The sequence below is a fragment of the Desulfovibrio inopinatus DSM 10711 genome (genome assembly GCF_000429305.1).
GTDB lineage: Bacteria > Desulfobacterota > Desulfovibrionia > Desulfovibrionales > Desulfovibrionaceae > Alteridesulfovibrio > Alteridesulfovibrio inopinatus.
This window is the reverse complement of the sequence record NZ_AUBP01000025.1, coordinates 12,045-29,415: the sequence shown is the minus strand read 5'-3', so window position 1 is coordinate 29,415 and position 17,371 is coordinate 12,045. Positions and strand designations below refer to the sequence as shown.

At 49.0% G+C, this 17,371-nt stretch carries 16 protein-coding genes; 8 read left to right on the top strand and 8 right to left on the bottom strand.

Annotation, left to right across the window (positions count from 1 at the left end; translation table 11 throughout):
- Positions 1-2: 2 nt before the first annotated feature.
- Positions 3-1,223, bottom strand: coding sequence for a mechanosensitive ion channel family protein (locus G451_RS29645; RefSeq protein WP_051261536.1), 1,221 nt, complete (start codon positions 1,221-1,223; stop codon positions 3-5).
- 25 nt (positions 1,224-1,248) lie between these two features.
- Positions 1,249-2,232: an MDR/zinc-dependent alcohol dehydrogenase-like family protein gene (locus G451_RS0114700; RefSeq protein ID WP_027184851.1), complete on the bottom strand. Its 984-nt coding sequence runs from the start codon at positions 2,230-2,232 to the stop codon at positions 1,249-1,251.
- A gap of 150 nt (positions 2,233-2,382) precedes the next feature.
- On the opposite strand from G451_RS0114700, the gene coaE reads away from it, so the two are divergent.
- From coaE to G451_RS0114680, 4 genes are all read left to right on the top strand, one after another.
- Positions 2,383-4,038, top strand: a complete 1,656-nt coding sequence (gene coaE, locus G451_RS29640; RefSeq protein ID WP_051261535.1) for a dephospho-CoA kinase — start codon at positions 2,383-2,385, stop codon at positions 4,036-4,038.
- A gap of 4 nt (positions 4,039-4,042) precedes the next feature.
- Positions 4,043-4,774 (top strand): rhomboid family intramembrane serine protease, encoded by a 732-nt coding sequence (locus G451_RS0114690; protein WP_027184850.1) that lies wholly within the window; start codon positions 4,043-4,045, stop codon positions 4,772-4,774.
- Positions 4,775-4,908: 134 nt separating this feature from the next.
- A complete protein-coding gene (locus tag G451_RS0114685) occupies positions 4,909-5,667 on the top strand; it encodes an ABC transporter ATP-binding protein (RefSeq protein WP_027184849.1) in 759 nt (252 codons plus the stop codon).
- Positions 5,668-5,694: 27 nt separating this feature from the next.
- On the top strand, positions 5,695-6,852 hold the full coding sequence (locus tag G451_RS0114680; RefSeq protein ID WP_027184848.1) for a SufB/SufD family protein: 1,158 nt from the start codon (positions 5,695-5,697) through the stop codon (positions 6,850-6,852).
- A gap of 74 nt (positions 6,853-6,926) precedes the next feature.
- Here the strand turns inward: G451_RS0114680 and G451_RS34175 are convergent, their stop codons facing one another.
- The gene (locus tag G451_RS34175) at positions 6,927-7,064 is read right to left on the bottom strand and encodes a hypothetical protein (RefSeq protein ID WP_156921664.1); all 138 of its coding nucleotides are present in this window, start codon (positions 7,062-7,064) and stop codon (positions 6,927-6,929) included.
- Between the two features lie 102 nt (positions 7,065-7,166).
- On the opposite strand from G451_RS34175, the gene G451_RS0114675 reads away from it, so the two are divergent.
- Positions 7,167-7,619 carry a metal-dependent hydrolase gene (locus G451_RS0114675; RefSeq protein ID WP_027184847.1) on the top strand — a complete coding sequence of 151 codons (453 nt, stop codon included), beginning with the start codon at positions 7,167-7,169 and terminating at the stop codon, positions 7,617-7,619.
- 20 nt (positions 7,620-7,639) lie between these two features.
- On the opposite strand, the gene G451_RS0114670 is transcribed toward G451_RS0114675, so the two are convergent.
- The 5 genes from G451_RS0114670 to tssI are packed head-to-tail and all read right to left on the bottom strand — an operon-like array spanning position 7,640 to position 14,559.
- A complete protein-coding gene (locus G451_RS0114670; protein WP_027184846.1) occupies positions 7,640-8,050 on the bottom strand; it encodes a DUF4150 domain-containing protein in 411 nt (136 codons plus the stop codon).
- 25 nt (positions 8,051-8,075) lie between these two features.
- Positions 8,076-8,726 carry a DUF3540 domain-containing protein gene (locus G451_RS0114665; protein ID WP_027184845.1) on the bottom strand — a complete coding sequence of 217 codons (651 nt, stop codon included), beginning with the start codon at positions 8,724-8,726 and terminating at the stop codon, positions 8,076-8,078.
- Positions 8,727-8,738: 12 nt separating this feature from the next.
- A complete protein-coding gene (locus tag G451_RS0114660) occupies positions 8,739-9,806 on the bottom strand; it encodes a pentapeptide repeat-containing protein (protein WP_027184844.1) in 1,068 nt (355 codons plus the stop codon).
- The gene (locus G451_RS0114655; RefSeq protein WP_027184843.1) at positions 9,803-12,046 is read right to left on the bottom strand and encodes a DUF2169 family type VI secretion system accessory protein; all 2,244 of its coding nucleotides are present in this window, start codon (positions 12,044-12,046) and stop codon (positions 9,803-9,805) included. Before G451_RS0114655 ends, G451_RS0114660 begins: the two co-directional genes overlap by 4 nt.
- 20 nt (positions 12,047-12,066) lie before the next feature.
- On the bottom strand, positions 12,067-14,559 hold the full coding sequence (gene tssI, locus G451_RS32910; RefSeq protein WP_051261534.1) for a type VI secretion system tip protein TssI/VgrG: 2,493 nt from the start codon (positions 14,557-14,559) through the stop codon (positions 12,067-12,069).
- A gap of 309 nt (positions 14,560-14,868) precedes the next feature.
- Between tssI and G451_RS35205 the strand changes: the two genes are divergently transcribed.
- From G451_RS35205 to G451_RS0114640, 3 genes are all read left to right on the top strand, one after another.
- On the top strand, positions 14,869-15,696 hold the full coding sequence (locus tag G451_RS35205; protein WP_211236355.1) for an MBL fold metallo-hydrolase: 828 nt from the start codon (positions 14,869-14,871) through the stop codon (positions 15,694-15,696).
- Positions 15,666-15,977, top strand: a complete 312-nt coding sequence (locus G451_RS35200; RefSeq protein WP_211236357.1) for an MBL fold metallo-hydrolase — start codon at positions 15,666-15,668, stop codon at positions 15,975-15,977. The genes G451_RS35205 and G451_RS35200 overlap by 31 nt, the downstream gene beginning before the upstream one ends.
- A gap of 86 nt (positions 15,978-16,063) precedes the next feature.
- A complete protein-coding gene (locus tag G451_RS0114640) occupies positions 16,064-17,197 on the top strand; it encodes a DUF362 domain-containing protein (protein ID WP_027184842.1) in 1,134 nt (377 codons plus the stop codon).
- Positions 17,198-17,371: the final 174 nt, after the last annotated feature.

The following is a 17,371-nucleotide window of genomic DNA, read 5'->3' as shown; positions in this document are numbered from 1 at the left end:
ACTTAGGTGTTTTCGCCCTGTGTTGTTTCGTGAAGAGAAGATGTCGGCGGGATGAATGGCTCGGCTTGCTCGCCGCCTGGGAATGATTCGACATATAATGTTCGGCTTGGAAAGGCGAAGTCCGATCCCGAGGAATGAACAATATCCATTATGGCGTACGCAAGTTCCTCCTTGATGCGCAGCCATTCGCCCCACTGTGTTGTTTTCGTGAAACAATAGAGCATAACATTGATCGAAGACTCTCCGAAGTTGTCGATATGCACAAACAACGGTGCGTCCGGTGGTAACGCAAAAATGTCAGGCTGTTCTGTAATATACGACTTGATCTGGTTACAAACCGTCCGGAGTTGGTCCACTTTGGTTGCGTACACCAAGCCAATCGTCCAGTAGATGCGTCGATAGTTCATTTTGGAAAAATTGATGGCCGCTTTATCGGAAAGATCAGTATTCGGGACATAAACAGGTGCTTTATCAAACCGTCGGACTCGAGTTGAACGAAACCCGATGTTTTCCACTGTTCCCTCGACGATTCCATCAACGCGTATCCAATCACCTGGATTGAATCGTTTTTCTGAAATGATAATGATTCCCGCGATAAGGTTCTGAAAGAGATCTTTTGCGCCAAGGCCCACTGCGACACTGAAGAGACCCAAACCAGCGAGCACGGGACCAATGGATATTCCCCAGATTTCAAGGAGTGTTGCAAGCCAAATTGTAAGCACAATGGCACGGATTGTTTTGAATAACCAACGAGCCATTGTGGCTGAGAGACGATGCTCAACGTCTTTCGCAATATTGGTGGCTATGGGTTGAAGCAGATTGAATACGCTCCAAAAGAGCACAATGATAAGGAGGGAATGACAGATCTTTTGGATAAGCAGATCAAGCATTCCTGAGAGAGACAAGTACTGCGTTGCAACGAAAAAGCCGATGACAACCGGCAAGAAGCTGAGTGGGGCTTCGAGGGCCGTAATAAGATGATCGTCAATTGTCGTGATTGTTATACGGCTTATGCGATGTGCCCGACGAATAATGAAACGGGATATCCGTGATCGGAAGAAGATAAAAAGACTAAAGAGAAAGAGGGCTCCAATAATTTTGCCAAAACTAATACCGAAGAGCCCGGCATTCCAGATTGTTTCAATGATTTTTATATACGTATCGATGTCTTGGTGCAACGGTTCGAGCATCGAACGTATTTTGAGGAGAATTTGCTGTTCCATAAGAGAAATGGATTAAGCGTGCCGGTTATTTCGACAAGGTTAAAATGACTTTTTTTGAACCTCTCGATATGGCCAGCGCAAATGCATCGGCGAAAGAATCCAAGGGATAGGTTGCTTCGACAAGTTCCGACGTATCAATGAGATTTTCTTTCAAGTAGTGCAAGGCGAGTTCAAATCGGCCGCACCGTGATCCAATAATCTCTATTTCGTCGACGACAATTTTTGCCAAGTTGAGGCTTCCAGATTCCGCTGATGTCGTCTTGAGAACAAGTTTTCCTTCTGGACGGAGCAGATTAAGCGCGTAATGCACGCCGTCTGGTCGGCCAGTGGCCTCAATGACGATATCGCATGGTCCGATTTCTTCGGGGATGCGTCTATCAAGGTCGGACAAAGAGGCAATGCGACGTGTCCTCACGTTTTGATTGGCGGCAATTTGGAGATTACTGCTGTGTTTGCCGATAAGAATGATTTCCGGGCAAAAATGTCGAAGACTACAAGCGATAAGGATACCAAGCTTGCCGTCTCCTAAAACTGCAACTCGGTCATGCGCCTGAAGATGGACTTGTTGGCTTATTTCCAAGGCTGCAGCCAGTGGCTCGACAAAAACCGCTTTCGTTGTTGGGATAGACCCGTCGACAACATGGAGATTCTCTCTGGGGAGACGGATATATTCCGCAAATGCTCCTTGTCTATTGGCAATACCAATAACCGTCCGGTTCGGGCAATGCCGGGGATCGTCTTGGTTACACCAGGAGCAATCTCCACACCCGACATTAATGTCGGCGACAACACGTTTGCCGACAAGGTCCGGGTCTGGGGCCTCTTCGACAACGCCGACGAATTCATGCCCAGGGATACCGCTAAAATTCATATATCCTTGGAGAAGTTCGACATCGGTATTACATATGCCAGCGCACAAGACCCGAACGAGAACTTCTCCATCCTCGCTGTTTGGCATGGGGACATCTTCAATACTAAATGTTTTGTCTTTATAAATAATGGCTTTCATGTGGGGCTCCCTTGGGTGAAAATATATGGGATAGATGAATAAAAACGCTAAACCATTGACGACAACTTGACAATATGTCTGTCTGCAACGAGTCTTTCTCATAACATTTCGATCGACTTTGTCGTCGGTCGAGTCGCATAGGTATACAACATGGACACCGATTTGCAATCCGAACGCGTTGAGGAGCGTATTGTTCCTGATGGAACACCAGAGCTTCGTTGCGATATTTGGTTAGCGTCTCAACTTGAAGAGCGTGCTATCACACGGGCTAAAGTCCAGGATATGATTAAGTCGGGGTTGGTACAGGTTAACGGCCACGTCTGGCGAAAGCCATCGATGAAAATTTTCTCGGGAGCATGCGTCCGTTTTGAACTCCCCGAGTCGACGTGTGGTCTCATACCACAACGTGGTGAACTCTGTGTGCTTTATGAAGACGATGATATGATCGTTGTGAATAAGCCACCAAACCTCACGGTCCATCCTGCTCCGAGCTGTCCTCATGGAACGTTGGCCCACCGTCTGATAGAGCGCTATCCTGGTTTAATGGACTTGGATTCTGTCCGTCCCGGTATTGTGCACCGGCTTGATAAAGACACCTCGGGGCTTATCGCCGTTGCCTTGAATGAACCAGCACGTTTGACTCTCAGTACGGCTTTTGCGGAGAGAACAGTTTCCAAAACCTATCTTGCTCTTGTTGTTGGCAGGCCAGAAAGGGAGAACGGTGTCATTAACGTCCCCTTAGGTCGTGATCCAGACATTAAAACGCGCATGGCTGTAGTTAAAAAGGGGGGACGCGATGCGCTGACACGATATCGTGTTGTATGGTCGGACCCGGAAAAGCGTGTCTCACTCCTTGAAGTCGTCATTGAAACCGGACGAACGCATCAGATTCGAGTCCACCTTGATCATATTGGGCATCCCATTGTGGGGGATGCGGTGTACGGTCGTTCAAAACTGACGGCTTTTATGAGCAGCCTTGGGAGTATGGCCCGACTGTTTCCGCGGCAAATGCTGCATGCCTGGCGTCTTTGTGTGCCGCATCCCACGACCGGCGAAGTCATGGAGTTTACCGCGGCGTTACCCAAGGATTTTGCCAGGTTGCCGCTTGTCTTTGCTCGTTCCCGACAACGGATCGTCGTCGTCGGCCCTGCAGGCTGTGGAAAATCCGCTTTTTTGTCATGCATTGAAAAGCGCGGGTGGCCTGTATTTAATTCCGATAAGGTTGTTGCTGAGACCTATGGCCCGGACGGGGACGGCACATATCTTCTCAAACAGCGTTATGGTTCACGTTTTGTCAATGCTGACGGGGTTGATAAAAAGACACTGTTATCGGCACTTCTTGAAGACGATAATCTCAGGCGTGAAATAATGCATATGATTCATCCGCTGGTGGATGTTCGTTTGGAGGACTTTTGGCGTCAGACACAAACTCGTCGTGCAGGATTTGCTGAGATTCCCTTATTCTTTGAAATTGGCTGGCATAACAAAGATAAAGCCGATGTCGTTGTAGGGGTTTTTTGTTCTTCCGCACAACGGGCACATCGCTTGGCCGAACGGCAATGGAATGCGAGAACGGCAGCAACGGTGGATTCCTGGCAGTGGAATCCGGAGAAAAAGAGAAACTTGTGTCATGAAACCATTGATAACGATGGTGATCTCAAGCAGCTTGATGACGATGTGCAAAATCTTCTGTCATCTTTGCGTCATCGACGAATATCGGCTGTATTCCAATTGATTCAGCATTTTCGTTCTACCGGATATTTGGGCGTAGAGTCCGGTATCGCCCGTGTGATGATCGGAGAATGACGTCGTGATTCCATTGAAGGCGAATATTCCACGACATACACCAGCGCTTGTCACCTGGGTGATATTTCTTGGAAATGTGCTTGTGTTTTTTTGGCAACTTCGGCTTCCGACAGCCTATCAAACGGCGCTTATCTATCATTATGGCCTTGTTCCTGCCCGGTTGAGCGATCGAACGTGGGCCATAATGAGTGGTTATACCTCTTCAGGAGTAGAGACGTTTTTTACCTACATGTTTTTGCATGGCAGTATATGGCACTTTGCTTTGAATATGTGGGTGTTGTGGATTTTTGCACGCAATATTGAAGACGTGCTTGGTCATACACGGTTTGCTCTGTTTTATCTTGGAACCGGCATTGCCGCTTCGATTTTGCATTTTATTGTTGATCCACTTTCCACCTCACCAATTATTGGAGCCTCCGGGGCGATTGCCGGCGTAATGGGGGCGTATATGCGACTTTTTCCTCATGCAAGGGTTGTCACACTCATACCAATATTTATCTTTCCTTGGATAGTAGAAGTCCCGGCGTTGCTGTTTCTTGGAATCTGGTTTTTTATTCAAATTGCATCGGGATTTGCGGAGTGGGCCTCAACCGGACAATCCGGAGGAGGCGTGGCATGGTGGGCGCATGTGGGAGGATTTGCTGCGGGGTGGCTTTTGATATTTGTCTTTTCCCGTGGTCGCCCTTGTCGGTATTGTTATATTGCTGACAGAAAACACTATGAGAAGACCACTTGACACAGGTCAGACTCTAAGGGAATTCCGTATAGACATCCGTCTGTAGGTTGCTTATGAATTTTGTCCTTCGAACGGAATTTGAGCGATTGAAAAATGATCGCTAGAGTATAACATGTTACAAAAAAGGCGCGAAAATGCTTGTAATCGAAGATCTTCACGTCAAGATCGGCGAACGGGAAGTGCTCTCGGGCATCAATCTCAAGATCGCAGAGAGCGAAACGTTTATCCTGTTCGGTCCCAATGGCTCGGGAAAAACGACGTTGCTCATGACGCTTATGGGTTTTGGCAACTACGAAATCACCAAGGGACGCATTATGTTCCGTGGAACGGATATTACGCACGCGCCCATGTACGAACGGGCTCGGCTCGGTATTGGCATGTCCTTCCAGCGTCCTCCAACTATTCATGGCTTGAAGACCCGGCATCTTGTCCAACTCTGCGCCCGTGGTCGCAATATCGATGTTGATACGCTTGCTGAGCAAGTTAATATGCAATCCTTTCTGGAACGCGATATTAACTCCGGTTTTTCCGGTGGTGAAATCAAACGGTCCGAATTGCTTCAGCTGCGTGCACAAGACCCCTACCTTTTGTTGTTCGACGAACCAGAATCCGGTGTCGACCTCGAAAACATGAAACTTGTCGGGAGTGTTGTTCGTGAAATGCTCCGCGGTGATACGACTCCCCAACCGGACAAGAGCATGAAAGAGATCACTGCCACCAAACAGACATCGGGACTGATTATTACCCATACCGGTTATATTCTGGAATATGTCAACGCCGACCGGGCGCAGGTGCTCTACAATGGTCATTTGTGTTGCGAGTCCAGACCTCGTGATATTTTGGACCACGTTAGCAAGTACGGTTATCAGGAATGCGTCCGCTGCCTGCAATAGGCGGATTTGAAAGTAAGGGAGAGCACCATGAACACCATCGATTTGAAACAATTCGATTTTGAAAGCCAGGCACAAGAGGTTATCGACGACCTGAGCACCATTAGCGAAGACGATAAGCAACAACTCTTGATGTCCGGCATCGATGTGGACGAAGCCCAGCGTAGCGGGACGTTTTTGCTTTTTGACCATAAGAATGTCCATTGCCGGACAACCCATGCCGGCGTCGAAATGATGGATATCAAAGACGCTCTGAAAAAATATGATGGTCTTCCTGATTACTATTGGAAGCTTGTTGACAAAGATAAAGATGAGTACACCCGCGCCACGAGCGAAAATCTGCATGGCGGCTATTTTATCCGCACGGAAAAAGGCGCGAAAATCACGGAACCCATTCAGTCCTGCTTATTCCTGAAAGGAAATAAGATCGGTCAGAATGTCCACAACATCGTTATCGTGGAAGAAGACTCCGAGCTGCATATCATCACGGGATGCTCGGTTTCGCATGGGGCTGAAGGCGGCGCACACCTTGGAATTTCCGAATTCTACGTGAAGAAGAACGCAAAGCTCACCTTCACCATGGTGCACAATTGGTCGGAAAGCATGGTTGTACGCCCCCGTACGGCCGGGGTGGTTGAGGAAGGCGGTGTTTTTCTCAACAACTATGTTCTGCTGAAACCAGTCAAGGACCTGCAGGCGTATCCCCGCATCGATCTGAACGGCCGCGGTGCCGTTGCACGGTTCAACTCGGTTATTGTGGCTCCTGAAGGTTCGGTGATCGATACCGGAAGCCGTATTGAACTTAATGCGCCCGAGACCAAAGGTGAAATGATTGCCCGCACCATTACCACGGGCGGCAAAATCATTGCGCGCGGCTATATTGGCGGAAACAGCGTTCCGGCACGTGGTCACCTCGAGTGCCGTGGGCTTATTCTTGGTGGTGGTTCCATCCATGCTGTGCCTGAGCTGATGGCGACGATCGACGGAGTAGAACTGTCTCACGAAGCTGCTGTGGGCAAAATTGCACAGGAAGAAATCGAATATCTCATGGCCAGAGGCATGGACGAAGACGAAGCTACGTCGACCATTGTCCGCGGATTTTTAAATGTGGATATTATGGGGTTGCCCAAGAAGCTCCAAGATTCCATTGAAAGAACGATACAAGAAACCGAAAAGGATATGTTCTAATCGGTTTCTGGCATGTCTTTTCAGGCCGAGAAGGATCCGTTCCTCTCGGCCTTTTTTTCGTCACATACGAGTTGCTATCGTCTTCTCTTGGATCGCCATTGGCGCCAGAGTTTCCACGGTCGCAACCAAGGCAGTATGACGACAATAAGAAGCAGGATGAGATAGATCAGTTCGAGCCAACCGGCCGAAGTGAGTTCTGTAGTAAAGTTCACGGAAGCACATCCATACCCGTATTACGGAAAGTGTTTTTTTGTGAATCAAGAATATTACCAAACAGATGGCAATCTGTAATGTCTTGAGGAGGAATAAAAGACATGCCCGGATATAGAACCCATATTTTCGGAGCATTGGTTGCTGGGGCAGCCGTTTTGGCCGGCTTGTACTGGTTGGGACGATCCATGCCGAGCATAGAAATGTGTCTTTTTTTGGCCGTTCTTGTTGTGCTGGGAGGACTATTTCCCGATGTGGATACGGACTCCAAGGGACAGAATCTCTTTTATCTCGCTTTGGTCGGATTGGATCTATATCTTATTTTTAACAAACAATATCGTTATGCCGCATTGCTTGGTTTTTGTGCATTGCTGCCGGCTTTAGGGCCACACCGAGGATGGACGCACACGCTATGGGCCATGGCTCTTGTTCCGCTTCCGGTATTACTTGTTCCTACATTTTTTTATGGAATTCCATGGCAATCCATGTTGCCATACTATCTTGCCGTTGTTCTAGGATATTTCTCCCATTTGGCGTTGGATCGTAAATTCTGGTAAATCTTTATGAAATCAAATTGTTAGCCAAGCGCCATGACAACGGTTTGGCTCGGGACAATATAATCTCCCTCGATATTGGGCATGCCTTCTCCGTTTTGGCCGGTCATGGTTGCTCCCATTGGTAATGCCGGTCCGCCTTCAAAGATCACATCGTCTGCGCCAAGTAAAAATTCGGTGGGACCAATAAAAATGCCAGACATAATTCCACCATTTACCCCGCCATCGTCGCCTTGGCTGAGCATAATTTGTGATTCCTGCATGAGCGCTGGCATCCCGAGAACGTTCACCGTGTCGGCGCATGTCGCCGGATCGGCCATCTCACCCATTGACATATTGGGGTAAGGGATAGGAATTGGACCGACAGGAGTCGGTGTCAGGCAGACATCGGGAAATGCCATACACATGCCGTTCATCATCGTCAGCGCAAACATGACTCCTCCTTCTGGTAGAGCATTATTATCCTAAGTGAACTTCTTCACCGTCAATCGTGACGGTTTCCTCAGCATTGAGACTCGCTTTACGTCCCCGCATAAACAATGATCCATCCACCAAGCAACGGAATCGTCCCAAACAGGCCTGCTCAAGCTCTTCGACATAACGGTAGCTGCATTTCGATCGCGCCACGACACGATCACAGACGGAGTCGAGGCTTTCCGCAATCACTTCGGCAATACCAACACCGGCATGCAGTATTGAGGAAAACAATGAAAAAGTCCTGGTGCGCATAACGGTTTCATCGGCATCAAGGTGTGTGGAACGACCTGCTAATTGCAACGTGTCATTGGCCTGAATAGCAACATGCTCAGCGTCAATATCGAAACGATTGCCAGGGGCGCTGACAGAAACTCCGTCCGGAAAAGCAATTTTCGAGGGGGTTGCGTTGGGCCGCATCAATATCGCCAGAATAAACAGATGCCCCACTTCATCTTTGCCACAGAGGACGGTGTCTCCCGTTTCTGGTTCAATGAGGCAGCTTACTGCTTTGTGAGCTTGATACACACCATGTGTGGAACGGAGTGTATAGATGGCATCAATCCGTCCTTCAATACGGCCGGTCAGCATGCCAGTCGAATCATTGAGAGAAAGGTGCGAAGCGTGATCATACATAGGGCGTCTCCATTAGCGAGATGAAACCTGAACCGGAACAAACGCTTCAGCCTGCGCTCGGATCGGGTCTGTGGGTAAAACCGTGGTCATGGACGCGTCTCGTACCGTGGCGCGATGTACGTCAACAGCATGCAAATTGGTATATTCAAGTTTGGTCCGGGCAAGGAGTGCTTCGGTGATATCGGCATGCGAAAGGTCGCAATACGACAGAGTCGTATCGGAAAAATTGGCCGCATGGAGGAATGCTTTTTTGAAGATACATTTTTCCAAGATCGCGCGAGAGAAGTCGGTACGATCAACATGGGCCGCGTTGAAAAAACAGGCGGTGAGATGCGCATCGGTCCAAAGCGTTTTCGAGGCGTGGGCTTCACCGAATTGACAGGACGTAAGCTGGCTTTCCATAAAGTAAGCTTTTTCGAGCTGTGCTTTAAGGAAAAACACCTGATTTAAACGCATACCACGAAAATCTCCATCATGTGCGATGGCTTCGTTGAGTTTGGCTTGGTTCAATATGCATCCCTGAAAATGAAGCCCCGTCAAGTTTGCCCGAGTAAGATTGGCCCCGCTCAAATCGGTGGTCCCCAAAACCATTCGTTGCATATCAACCCCGGTGAAGTCCGCACGGTGAAATACTGTTTCATGGCATTGAAGCCCGTCCACGATGGCACCGCGCATGCTAAGACGCTGGGTTTGCGCTTTCTGGAAATTGGCTCCTGTCAGATTGGATGCGCTGAAGTCACATCTCGTGAGCGTGGATTGAGAAAACACAGCTTGCTGGCAATCATTACCGGAAAAGTCTCCATCTTCGACATGACAGCCAGCCCAGTTTGTTGATTCGAGTTTCGTGGTGTGAAAGAGCGACTTCGTTATTGTGGCTTCCGTAATTTGTGCACCCGTCAAATCTACACCGATAAACGATGTTTTATGGAGAATCGTAGCTGAGAGGTTGCATGCAGTCATCCGGCAGCGTTCAAAAATAACCTTGCTCAAATCGAGATGCGAAAGGTCCATCCCTGAAAGGTCTAGCTCAACAAGAGCCCGATTGCTGGCAAGCGCATGAACAAAATCGTCACGGTTCATGATTTTCCCCAATCGGCTAAGAGTGTTTGATGGAGGTTGGTGCCATCAAAGCGTGTGTTATCGACGACGACTTTATACACATCGGCTCCATAGAGGTTGGCTTGACGGAGGTCGGCACGCTGAAGACTGGCCTTGCGTAATCGTGCATGCATCGCATTCATGCCTGTGAGATTCGCGTGGTCAAGGTTGGCTTTGGTAAATACAATGTTCGGGGCATTGCTGGCTGCAAACGATGCTCCGTCGAGATGGGCTCCCTGAAAGCTGGTCCGGAGAAGACGCGCCTTGCTGAAGTCTGCTTTCGGGAGCTTTGCAAATCGCATGGACATCCTGGGGAGGTCACTGTCGGTAAAAATAGCGTTAATAAGTTCCGTGTTCCGGTTGCCGCGAACATGTTCTAAAGACGTCTTTACCAAACTGATACCGTTGGCTTGAGCTCCGAAAAACAATACTTTTGACCCCGTGGCGCCGTCGAAGACAGCGTTATCGAGTTTAGCAGAGCTGAAGTCGGTTGTTGCCATGACAGATTTATCAAATCGCGTTCCCACCGCATGGACACCCGTCATTTGTGTGGTCTTGAGATGGGTTTCCGTCAAATCGGCTGCATCAAGTATTGCCTGTTCAAAGCAAGCTTGATCCAAAATAGACTGTTTCAGCACGGCATTGGTTGCATTCGCTTGGCTAAAATCCGCTTTGGTTGCATTGACTTGAAGAAGTGATGCATTTTGAAACTGAGAACGGATGCCTTGAAAACCACGGAGATCGGCGGAGTCCATTCGTGCCTGGTTGAATGAGGCATCGGTTGCATCGAATTGTTGAGCTGAAATTCTATCGAGTTGCGCCTGATCGAAACATGCATGCAGCGCGGTAGCCTTGTCGAAGCGAGCAGCACTGCATCGTGCGTTGACAAACGTTGCCCCATCAAGACGGGCTCCGGTTAAATCGGCTGCACTGAGATCAGCTCCGGAAAAGTTTGTTCCTCGGAGATCGGCACCGCAAAAGAGAATCCCGGAAAGGGAAAGGCCGCTGTAATCCATTCCTCGACAGTCCGTGTTTGCGAAAGACCGACCTGCTGCATGACCGTCGGTGATGTCTTGACGACTCAAGCCGGGAGCCGATGACCAGAGCGGTTTCTCTGAAGGGACGTCTTCTTTTCGAGGGAGCTGTGTTTCCGGTTGTGCTGGAGGCGTTTGTGGATGTTCTGACTTCGGGAGTCTCTCACGGCGCTCCTGTACTTTTGCTAAGTAGACATCGGGAGATGTCGGGGAATCATCGAGTGATTCGGTCCAACATAAAATCCAGCCGAGATTCGATGCTTCTTCATCCGCAACAGTGAAAACAGCACGATAGAACAGCATACCTATGCCGACATCGGGAAACAACCACACCGTGTCCAAGTTTGTAGGAGGTTCTTGCGCGTTGTCATCGGCAAGTGACTCGCCGGAGAGACAGCGAACACGGATCTTGGGTAAATGTGTCTCAATACAAGTATCTTGCGGGTGCATATTGAAGAGGGCAATGGATTCATCTCCCTTCCAATAGCCATTGATACGTTGATCGTCGGGGGCGCAATTGAAGAAGCGCCAGTTGAGGTCAGAAGGAAAACCCGGCCAATCCCTCCTTTTCCAGTTTTGGTCATACGTTCCGGCAAGTTGGCGACGTTGTGACCAATGGGGGGGGATCGGCCCCAAACCTACCGGCTGAGGTCGGTCGTTGATGGAGCCGATGAGGTGGTTGGGATGTTCAATATTGGGAAGAGAGATAGCAGTTGATCGCTTCTGAGGAGAGGGATCAAGAAATCCTTTCCCGATAGGATTGGAATCGTAGCCCGGTCCACCGAAGGCATTGGCCCATGTGATAGGCATTGATTGAAATGGTGTGGGAACAGGAAGCCGCGCGTTTGTTTTGCGGCTTTGCCATGAGCGATCGCCGAAAACATAAAGGTGCTTGTTCTGCGGACCGACGGTAACAGCGACTTCCAACGCTTCGACTGGAGTGTTTTGTGATGCCCAGCATGTGCCGGCGACAAGAAATTCACCGCGTCCTTTCGGCATGCCTGCGTCGAGACCGCCGATCTGTTCAGCAAGAGGAGCCAGTTGTTTCCAAGCGTGTGCTGCTTTTATTGTTTGGGAGGGGGATGTAAGCGTGAACGCAAGTTGTGCAGTCACGCAAAGACGATGATTTCCCTGCCATGTGAATGGTTTGCGCGAAATAACAAGTTCCGGTGGTCGAAGCAGTTTCACAATATACCCTCAGATTGTTGTTATGCTCCTTCAAATTCGCCAAGAACGGTGCAATCGCCTTCTATGGTGCAATCGCCTTCTATCGACGCTGCACCTTCAATATTGCAATCTCCATTGATAAACGTTTCTTCGTTTATGGTTGTTATTCCATCGATTGTCACGGTCGTGTTCGCGACGACGGCTCCTTCAAAGGTGGATGTCCCCGTAACATTCAGCATTCCGTCAATTTTAACATCACCGTTGAGTGTGATGGAAGGCGCTGTAATAGTAAGTTTCGGCGTGACGAGTGTCACCTCCGTTGCATTCATTTTCATGGTGGTATCCGGCGCTTCCGCTTGCATATGCAGAAGAGTCGGTTTCATGACAATAAACGTTGGTGCTGGCGGTTGGTCTGTTGCTTCGATTTCCGCGACGCTGGAACTCGTCATACCGGCGACCACGCCGCCAAGTACGCCCGCTCCCATAACGGCTCCGGTTGCAACACCGGCAAGAGACTCGGAGCTCACTCCAAGACCAGCGCCAATGACGGCACCTGCCGCCGCCGAAGTTTTGAATGCCTGATCTTGGAATTCGGTTGAGGGTTCAGTAATACCCGCTGTCAAAACAAATAAGCTTTCCGCATTATATATTTTTTGCTTGTGTTGACTCATCGATACGAGGTCGCCTTTCTCATATTTGATGCCTTTTTGGTATTCGATTTTTGTTCCCAAAAACGCACCAAAATCGGTGCCGACGGTGAGGTCCGCAGCGACACCTAAGACGGTCTTGTTGTGAAAACCTCCCACAATGGTTTCTTCGCCGCCTAGCGTCAGGCTTGTGGAGTTGCCGCCAACCTCCACTTTGTACGATTCTTTGAAGATTCCGTTGTATGATCCCTCCGTACTGAATGCGAAACCATCGACATTGGTGTGGGAGTCTTCGTCATCGTCATCGCCTGTCGTGGCCGTGGTTGCGGCTGGTGGATCATTGGGCGCCCCCATGCGAAACCACGAACTTTGGGTCGGAGACGAAAGCAAAATGCGTTGTTGACCTTCCAGATCCTGCATGTGGAAGCGGTTATTCCCGCCGCTGGTCAATTCGATGTGTGTTTGATTCGTGTTTGTGACCGGACTTTGTGTCTCAACGTTGGGCACGGCACCGGCGATAATGGGGCGATCGGGGTCGCCGTCGATGAATGTCAGCAGCACTTCGGTACCTTTATGGAGTGGAGCATGAAACCCCATACCGCCTGATCCAGCGTACGGCTGCATCATACGAATCCAGTAGGTAGCGTGACCGTCATGGCGTCCTGAAAGGTCCAACGGCAGGATCACTTTATATCGGCCTTGGTCATCAAGTTCGGCATATTTCCCGTTGCCCTCGGCATCGATTTTGGCGTTCATCGTTCCGTGGAATCGGGCACGTGTGGTTTTGCGCTCAGGTCGATACTGAACCTTGGCCGGGATACACGTGAATTGATTGGAGTAATCCATGCGGACATGATCTTTGGATATATCGAGACCAAGTCCGGATTGAAGATATGCTTCTTGATGTCCTTCATGAGTAATGCTGGTAATGAGATAGGTGCTATTGAATGTCGTTTTGGGATGACGGTGAAGAGAGAAGAGGTATCCCGCACGAAACGAAGGAACCATGCTTTTTCCATGGTAGACTTTTTCCTGGCAGGTGAGTTCTTGTGCTCGGATTTTGGCGAGAGCTTCGGCTTCCTCCGTCGAACGCAAATGGTCGCCATAAATATATACCTCGCCCATTCCATTGGGGGATACGGTGGCTTTGCTGGAAAGATCCAAAGACGGCATTTCGTAATTATAATCTTTCAGAAGAACGGATTGTGGCAGTGGGCGTTGGCGTAATATGAAATCATTGACGACATTGTTACGGACCGGTTCGTCAAGGGCCGAAGGAAGGACGTATATCACCTCGTCACAACCTTGAGCGACAACATGGGTCATCAAGTCGTCCGTGACGATCATTTTTTCCTGACTCCCCGATTGATCAAAATAGTAATACAGCCCGTCGCGTTCCATCCACCGTGAGATAAAATTAAAATGTGATTCATTGAATTGACAGACGTAATTCCACGACGAGTACGGTCTATGAAGCACAAAGCCGAAATCGATATCCGGTGACAAGCCACCGTCTTGCATGGCGCTTTCAAGAATTTGTGGGACGGTTTGATCGAGGAAAATCTGGTTATGCTGCGTCATTGTCAAGAGCCAAAGACGCGGAACAAGTCTGATTTGGTAAAATGTGTACCCATCAACCTCCCGCAATTGTTCAAAAAGCGCCGGGACTCCATGCACCGGTACCGGTGTCTCCCAAAGGTTCATGACGAGGGTACACGTTTTATTCATAAGCTGATCAATATCGATGTCATATTCCGAAGACGCGAGCATGATATCGTACTGATACAACCCGGAAAGCGTTTCATTGCCCTGAAAATGGATGACCGAGAAGGTATTGTCGGGCAGACCTTCGATCGAAAAGGAGTAGAGTGGTTTGGAATAATCCATCGCAAACTCGCCTTGTGGTTAAAAAGATCATGTCGGGGCAAAATTAAACGATGCTCACAAACCTACATGAAAGGTTTGGTGGTGGGAAGGGGGGAAGCATATCCTTCGTGTATATCGTCACGGGATACGATCGGTTCTTGTATGGGGGGCTTCCTCCCTCAAAAAACTTTTTCCTCATTCCGAAGTCGAATATCAACGTATCAAGAATATGTTTGCAGTTGAGCAATGAAAGCATCTTGGGCAAACGAAATCTCAACGTATGGTGTGACAAGCCAAGGTGGAAAGTCAGTGTTTATGCGGGGATCCAATATGCTTTTGATACTCTTGCTTGCATTCGCTTGCCTCACGGTGACCGCATGTGCCATCCTCAACCAGGCGAAGTTTGGAAAATCCCCCGAAGGTGACCGACTCGAAAGGATAAAGTGTTCACCGCATTATGTAGATGGTGAATTCAAAAATCAGATTCCCACGTTTACGTTGGTGGAAGATCAGAGTACATTCAAAATCATTCTAAACGGTTGGTTTTTCCCAAAAGAACGCTTGCGGCCGGAGAAACCGTTGCCGACCGTCAGACTTGATCTTTCTGAGCCGAACGCTATTGACCGGAATCAAGATATGTTGATCTGGCTCGGTCATTCCTCATTCTTTATTCAACTGGGTGGTAAAAGACTTTTAGTGGACCCTGTTTTCAGCGATCATGGAGCGCCGTTTTCGTTTCTCAATAAAATATTTCCGGGAACGGATATTTATAATTCAGAGGACATGCCGGAGATTGATTATCTCTTGATTTCGCATGACCACTGGGACCACCTGGATTATCCTACTATCACCGCACTGGAGCAAAAAGTTAAAACCGTCACCTGCCCACTCGGCGTCGATGCGGATTTCGAATATTGGGACTACCCGAGAGAAAAAGTGCATGAAGCTGACTGGAATACGACATTACGTTTCGAAAACGGGTTGATCATCAGCGTCGTTCCAGCCCGGCACTATTCCGGTCGTCTTTTTACCAAAAACAAGACGCTGTGGGCTGGTTTTGTCATAGAGACGCCCGAATACAGAGTTTTTTTGAATGGTGATGAGGGTACGGCCCTCACTTTACAGATATCGCACAATCATTCGGCACATTCGACATAGCTGTCCTTGATGGAGGACAATATGATCCGCGATGGCCACTTATTCATATGACGCCGGAAGAAGCTGTACGTGCTGCCGATGATATGGGCGTGAAGTCCATGATACTCACCCATGTCGGCAAGTTTTGTATTTCGGCTCATTCATGGGATGAGCCGTTCAATCGTGTTGTTGAAGCAAGTCAGGGAAAGGATTTCCGTTTGCTTACCCCCAAAATTGGTAAACCAATACGACTTGATGGCGCTGAGCAATCGTTTAGCCGCTGGTGGGAGGATATCAATTGAGGGAGAAATGTACTTGCACGAAGAGGATTGTGTGGGCTTGCATTCAACGTGAAGAATCAATGATTATGAAATAGAGGGGAAGACGCATGGAAAAAGCAAAAGTTTTTTTTACAAATTTCCGAACAAAGGCCTTTGGTGATGGACTTCCTACCAAGCTCAAAAAGATGATCAAGAAAGCCGGAATCGGCGATATTGATATGGAAGGACGCTTTGTTGCCATCAAGCTGCACTTTGGCGAGTTGGGAAACATTAGCTACCTGCGTCCCAACTATTCCAAGGCCGTGGCGGATGTTGTCAAAGAGCTGGGAGGAAAACCTTTTCTTACGGATTGTAACACCATGTATCCGGGCAAGCGAAAGAATGCTTTGGAGCATCTGGAGTGTGCCTGGGGAAACGGTTTCACACCGCTGACTGTTGGCTGTCCGATCCTGATTGGCGACGGCCTCAAAGGGACCGATGACATCGCCGTGCCCGTTGAAGGTGGCGAATACGTGAAGGAAGCCAAAATTGGTCGAGCTGTCATGGACGCCGACGTTTTTATCAGTCTGACCCACTTTAAAGGTCACGAAGTGACCGGATTCGGTGGTGCAATCAAGAACATCGGTATGGGCTGCGGCTCTCGTGCAGGCAAAACGGAGCAACACAGCGACAGCAAGGCAACGATTAACGAAGAGCTCTGTAAGGGGTGTCGCTCCTGCCTGAAGGAATGCGCCAACAATGCACTGGATTTCAACACCGAGACCAACAAAGCGAGCGTTAACCAAGACAACTGTGTTGGCTGTGGGCGTTGCCTCGGGGCGTGTAACTTTGACGCTATTTCCTTTGGATTTAACGCGGCGGTCAAATCTCTGAATTGCCGTATGGCAGAGTATACCAAAGCTGTTGTGGATGGTCGCCCGCACTTCCACATTTCGTTGGTTGTGGATGTTTCTCCAAACTGTGATTGTCATGGTGAAAATGACGTCCCCATTCTGCCCAACCTTGGTATGTTCGCATCCTTTGATCCTTTGGCTCTAGACCAGGCCTGTGTGGACGCTTGCATGGCGGCCTCACCACTTCCGGGTAGCCAACTTGCAGAAAATCTGGCGAAGCCGGACTTCGAGGACCACCATGACCACTTTTCCAACTCTACGCCCGAATCCGAATGGCGGACCTGCCTGGATCATGCCGAAAAAATTGGACTTGGAACCCGCGAATATGAATTGATTGTGGTAAAATAAAACACCATCACCCTCATTCCTCTTTGTCGAGACAAAGCGGTCTATTGAGGAACAAAGCATAAAAACGACTTCTCCCTTTTTTCATGGGAGAAGTCGTTTTTTATGCGTGTGGCGTTTCGTGTGAAAAGAGCAGGTTGTTCGTTGCTTTTTGGGGGGCGGGCAGGACTCTCGCAT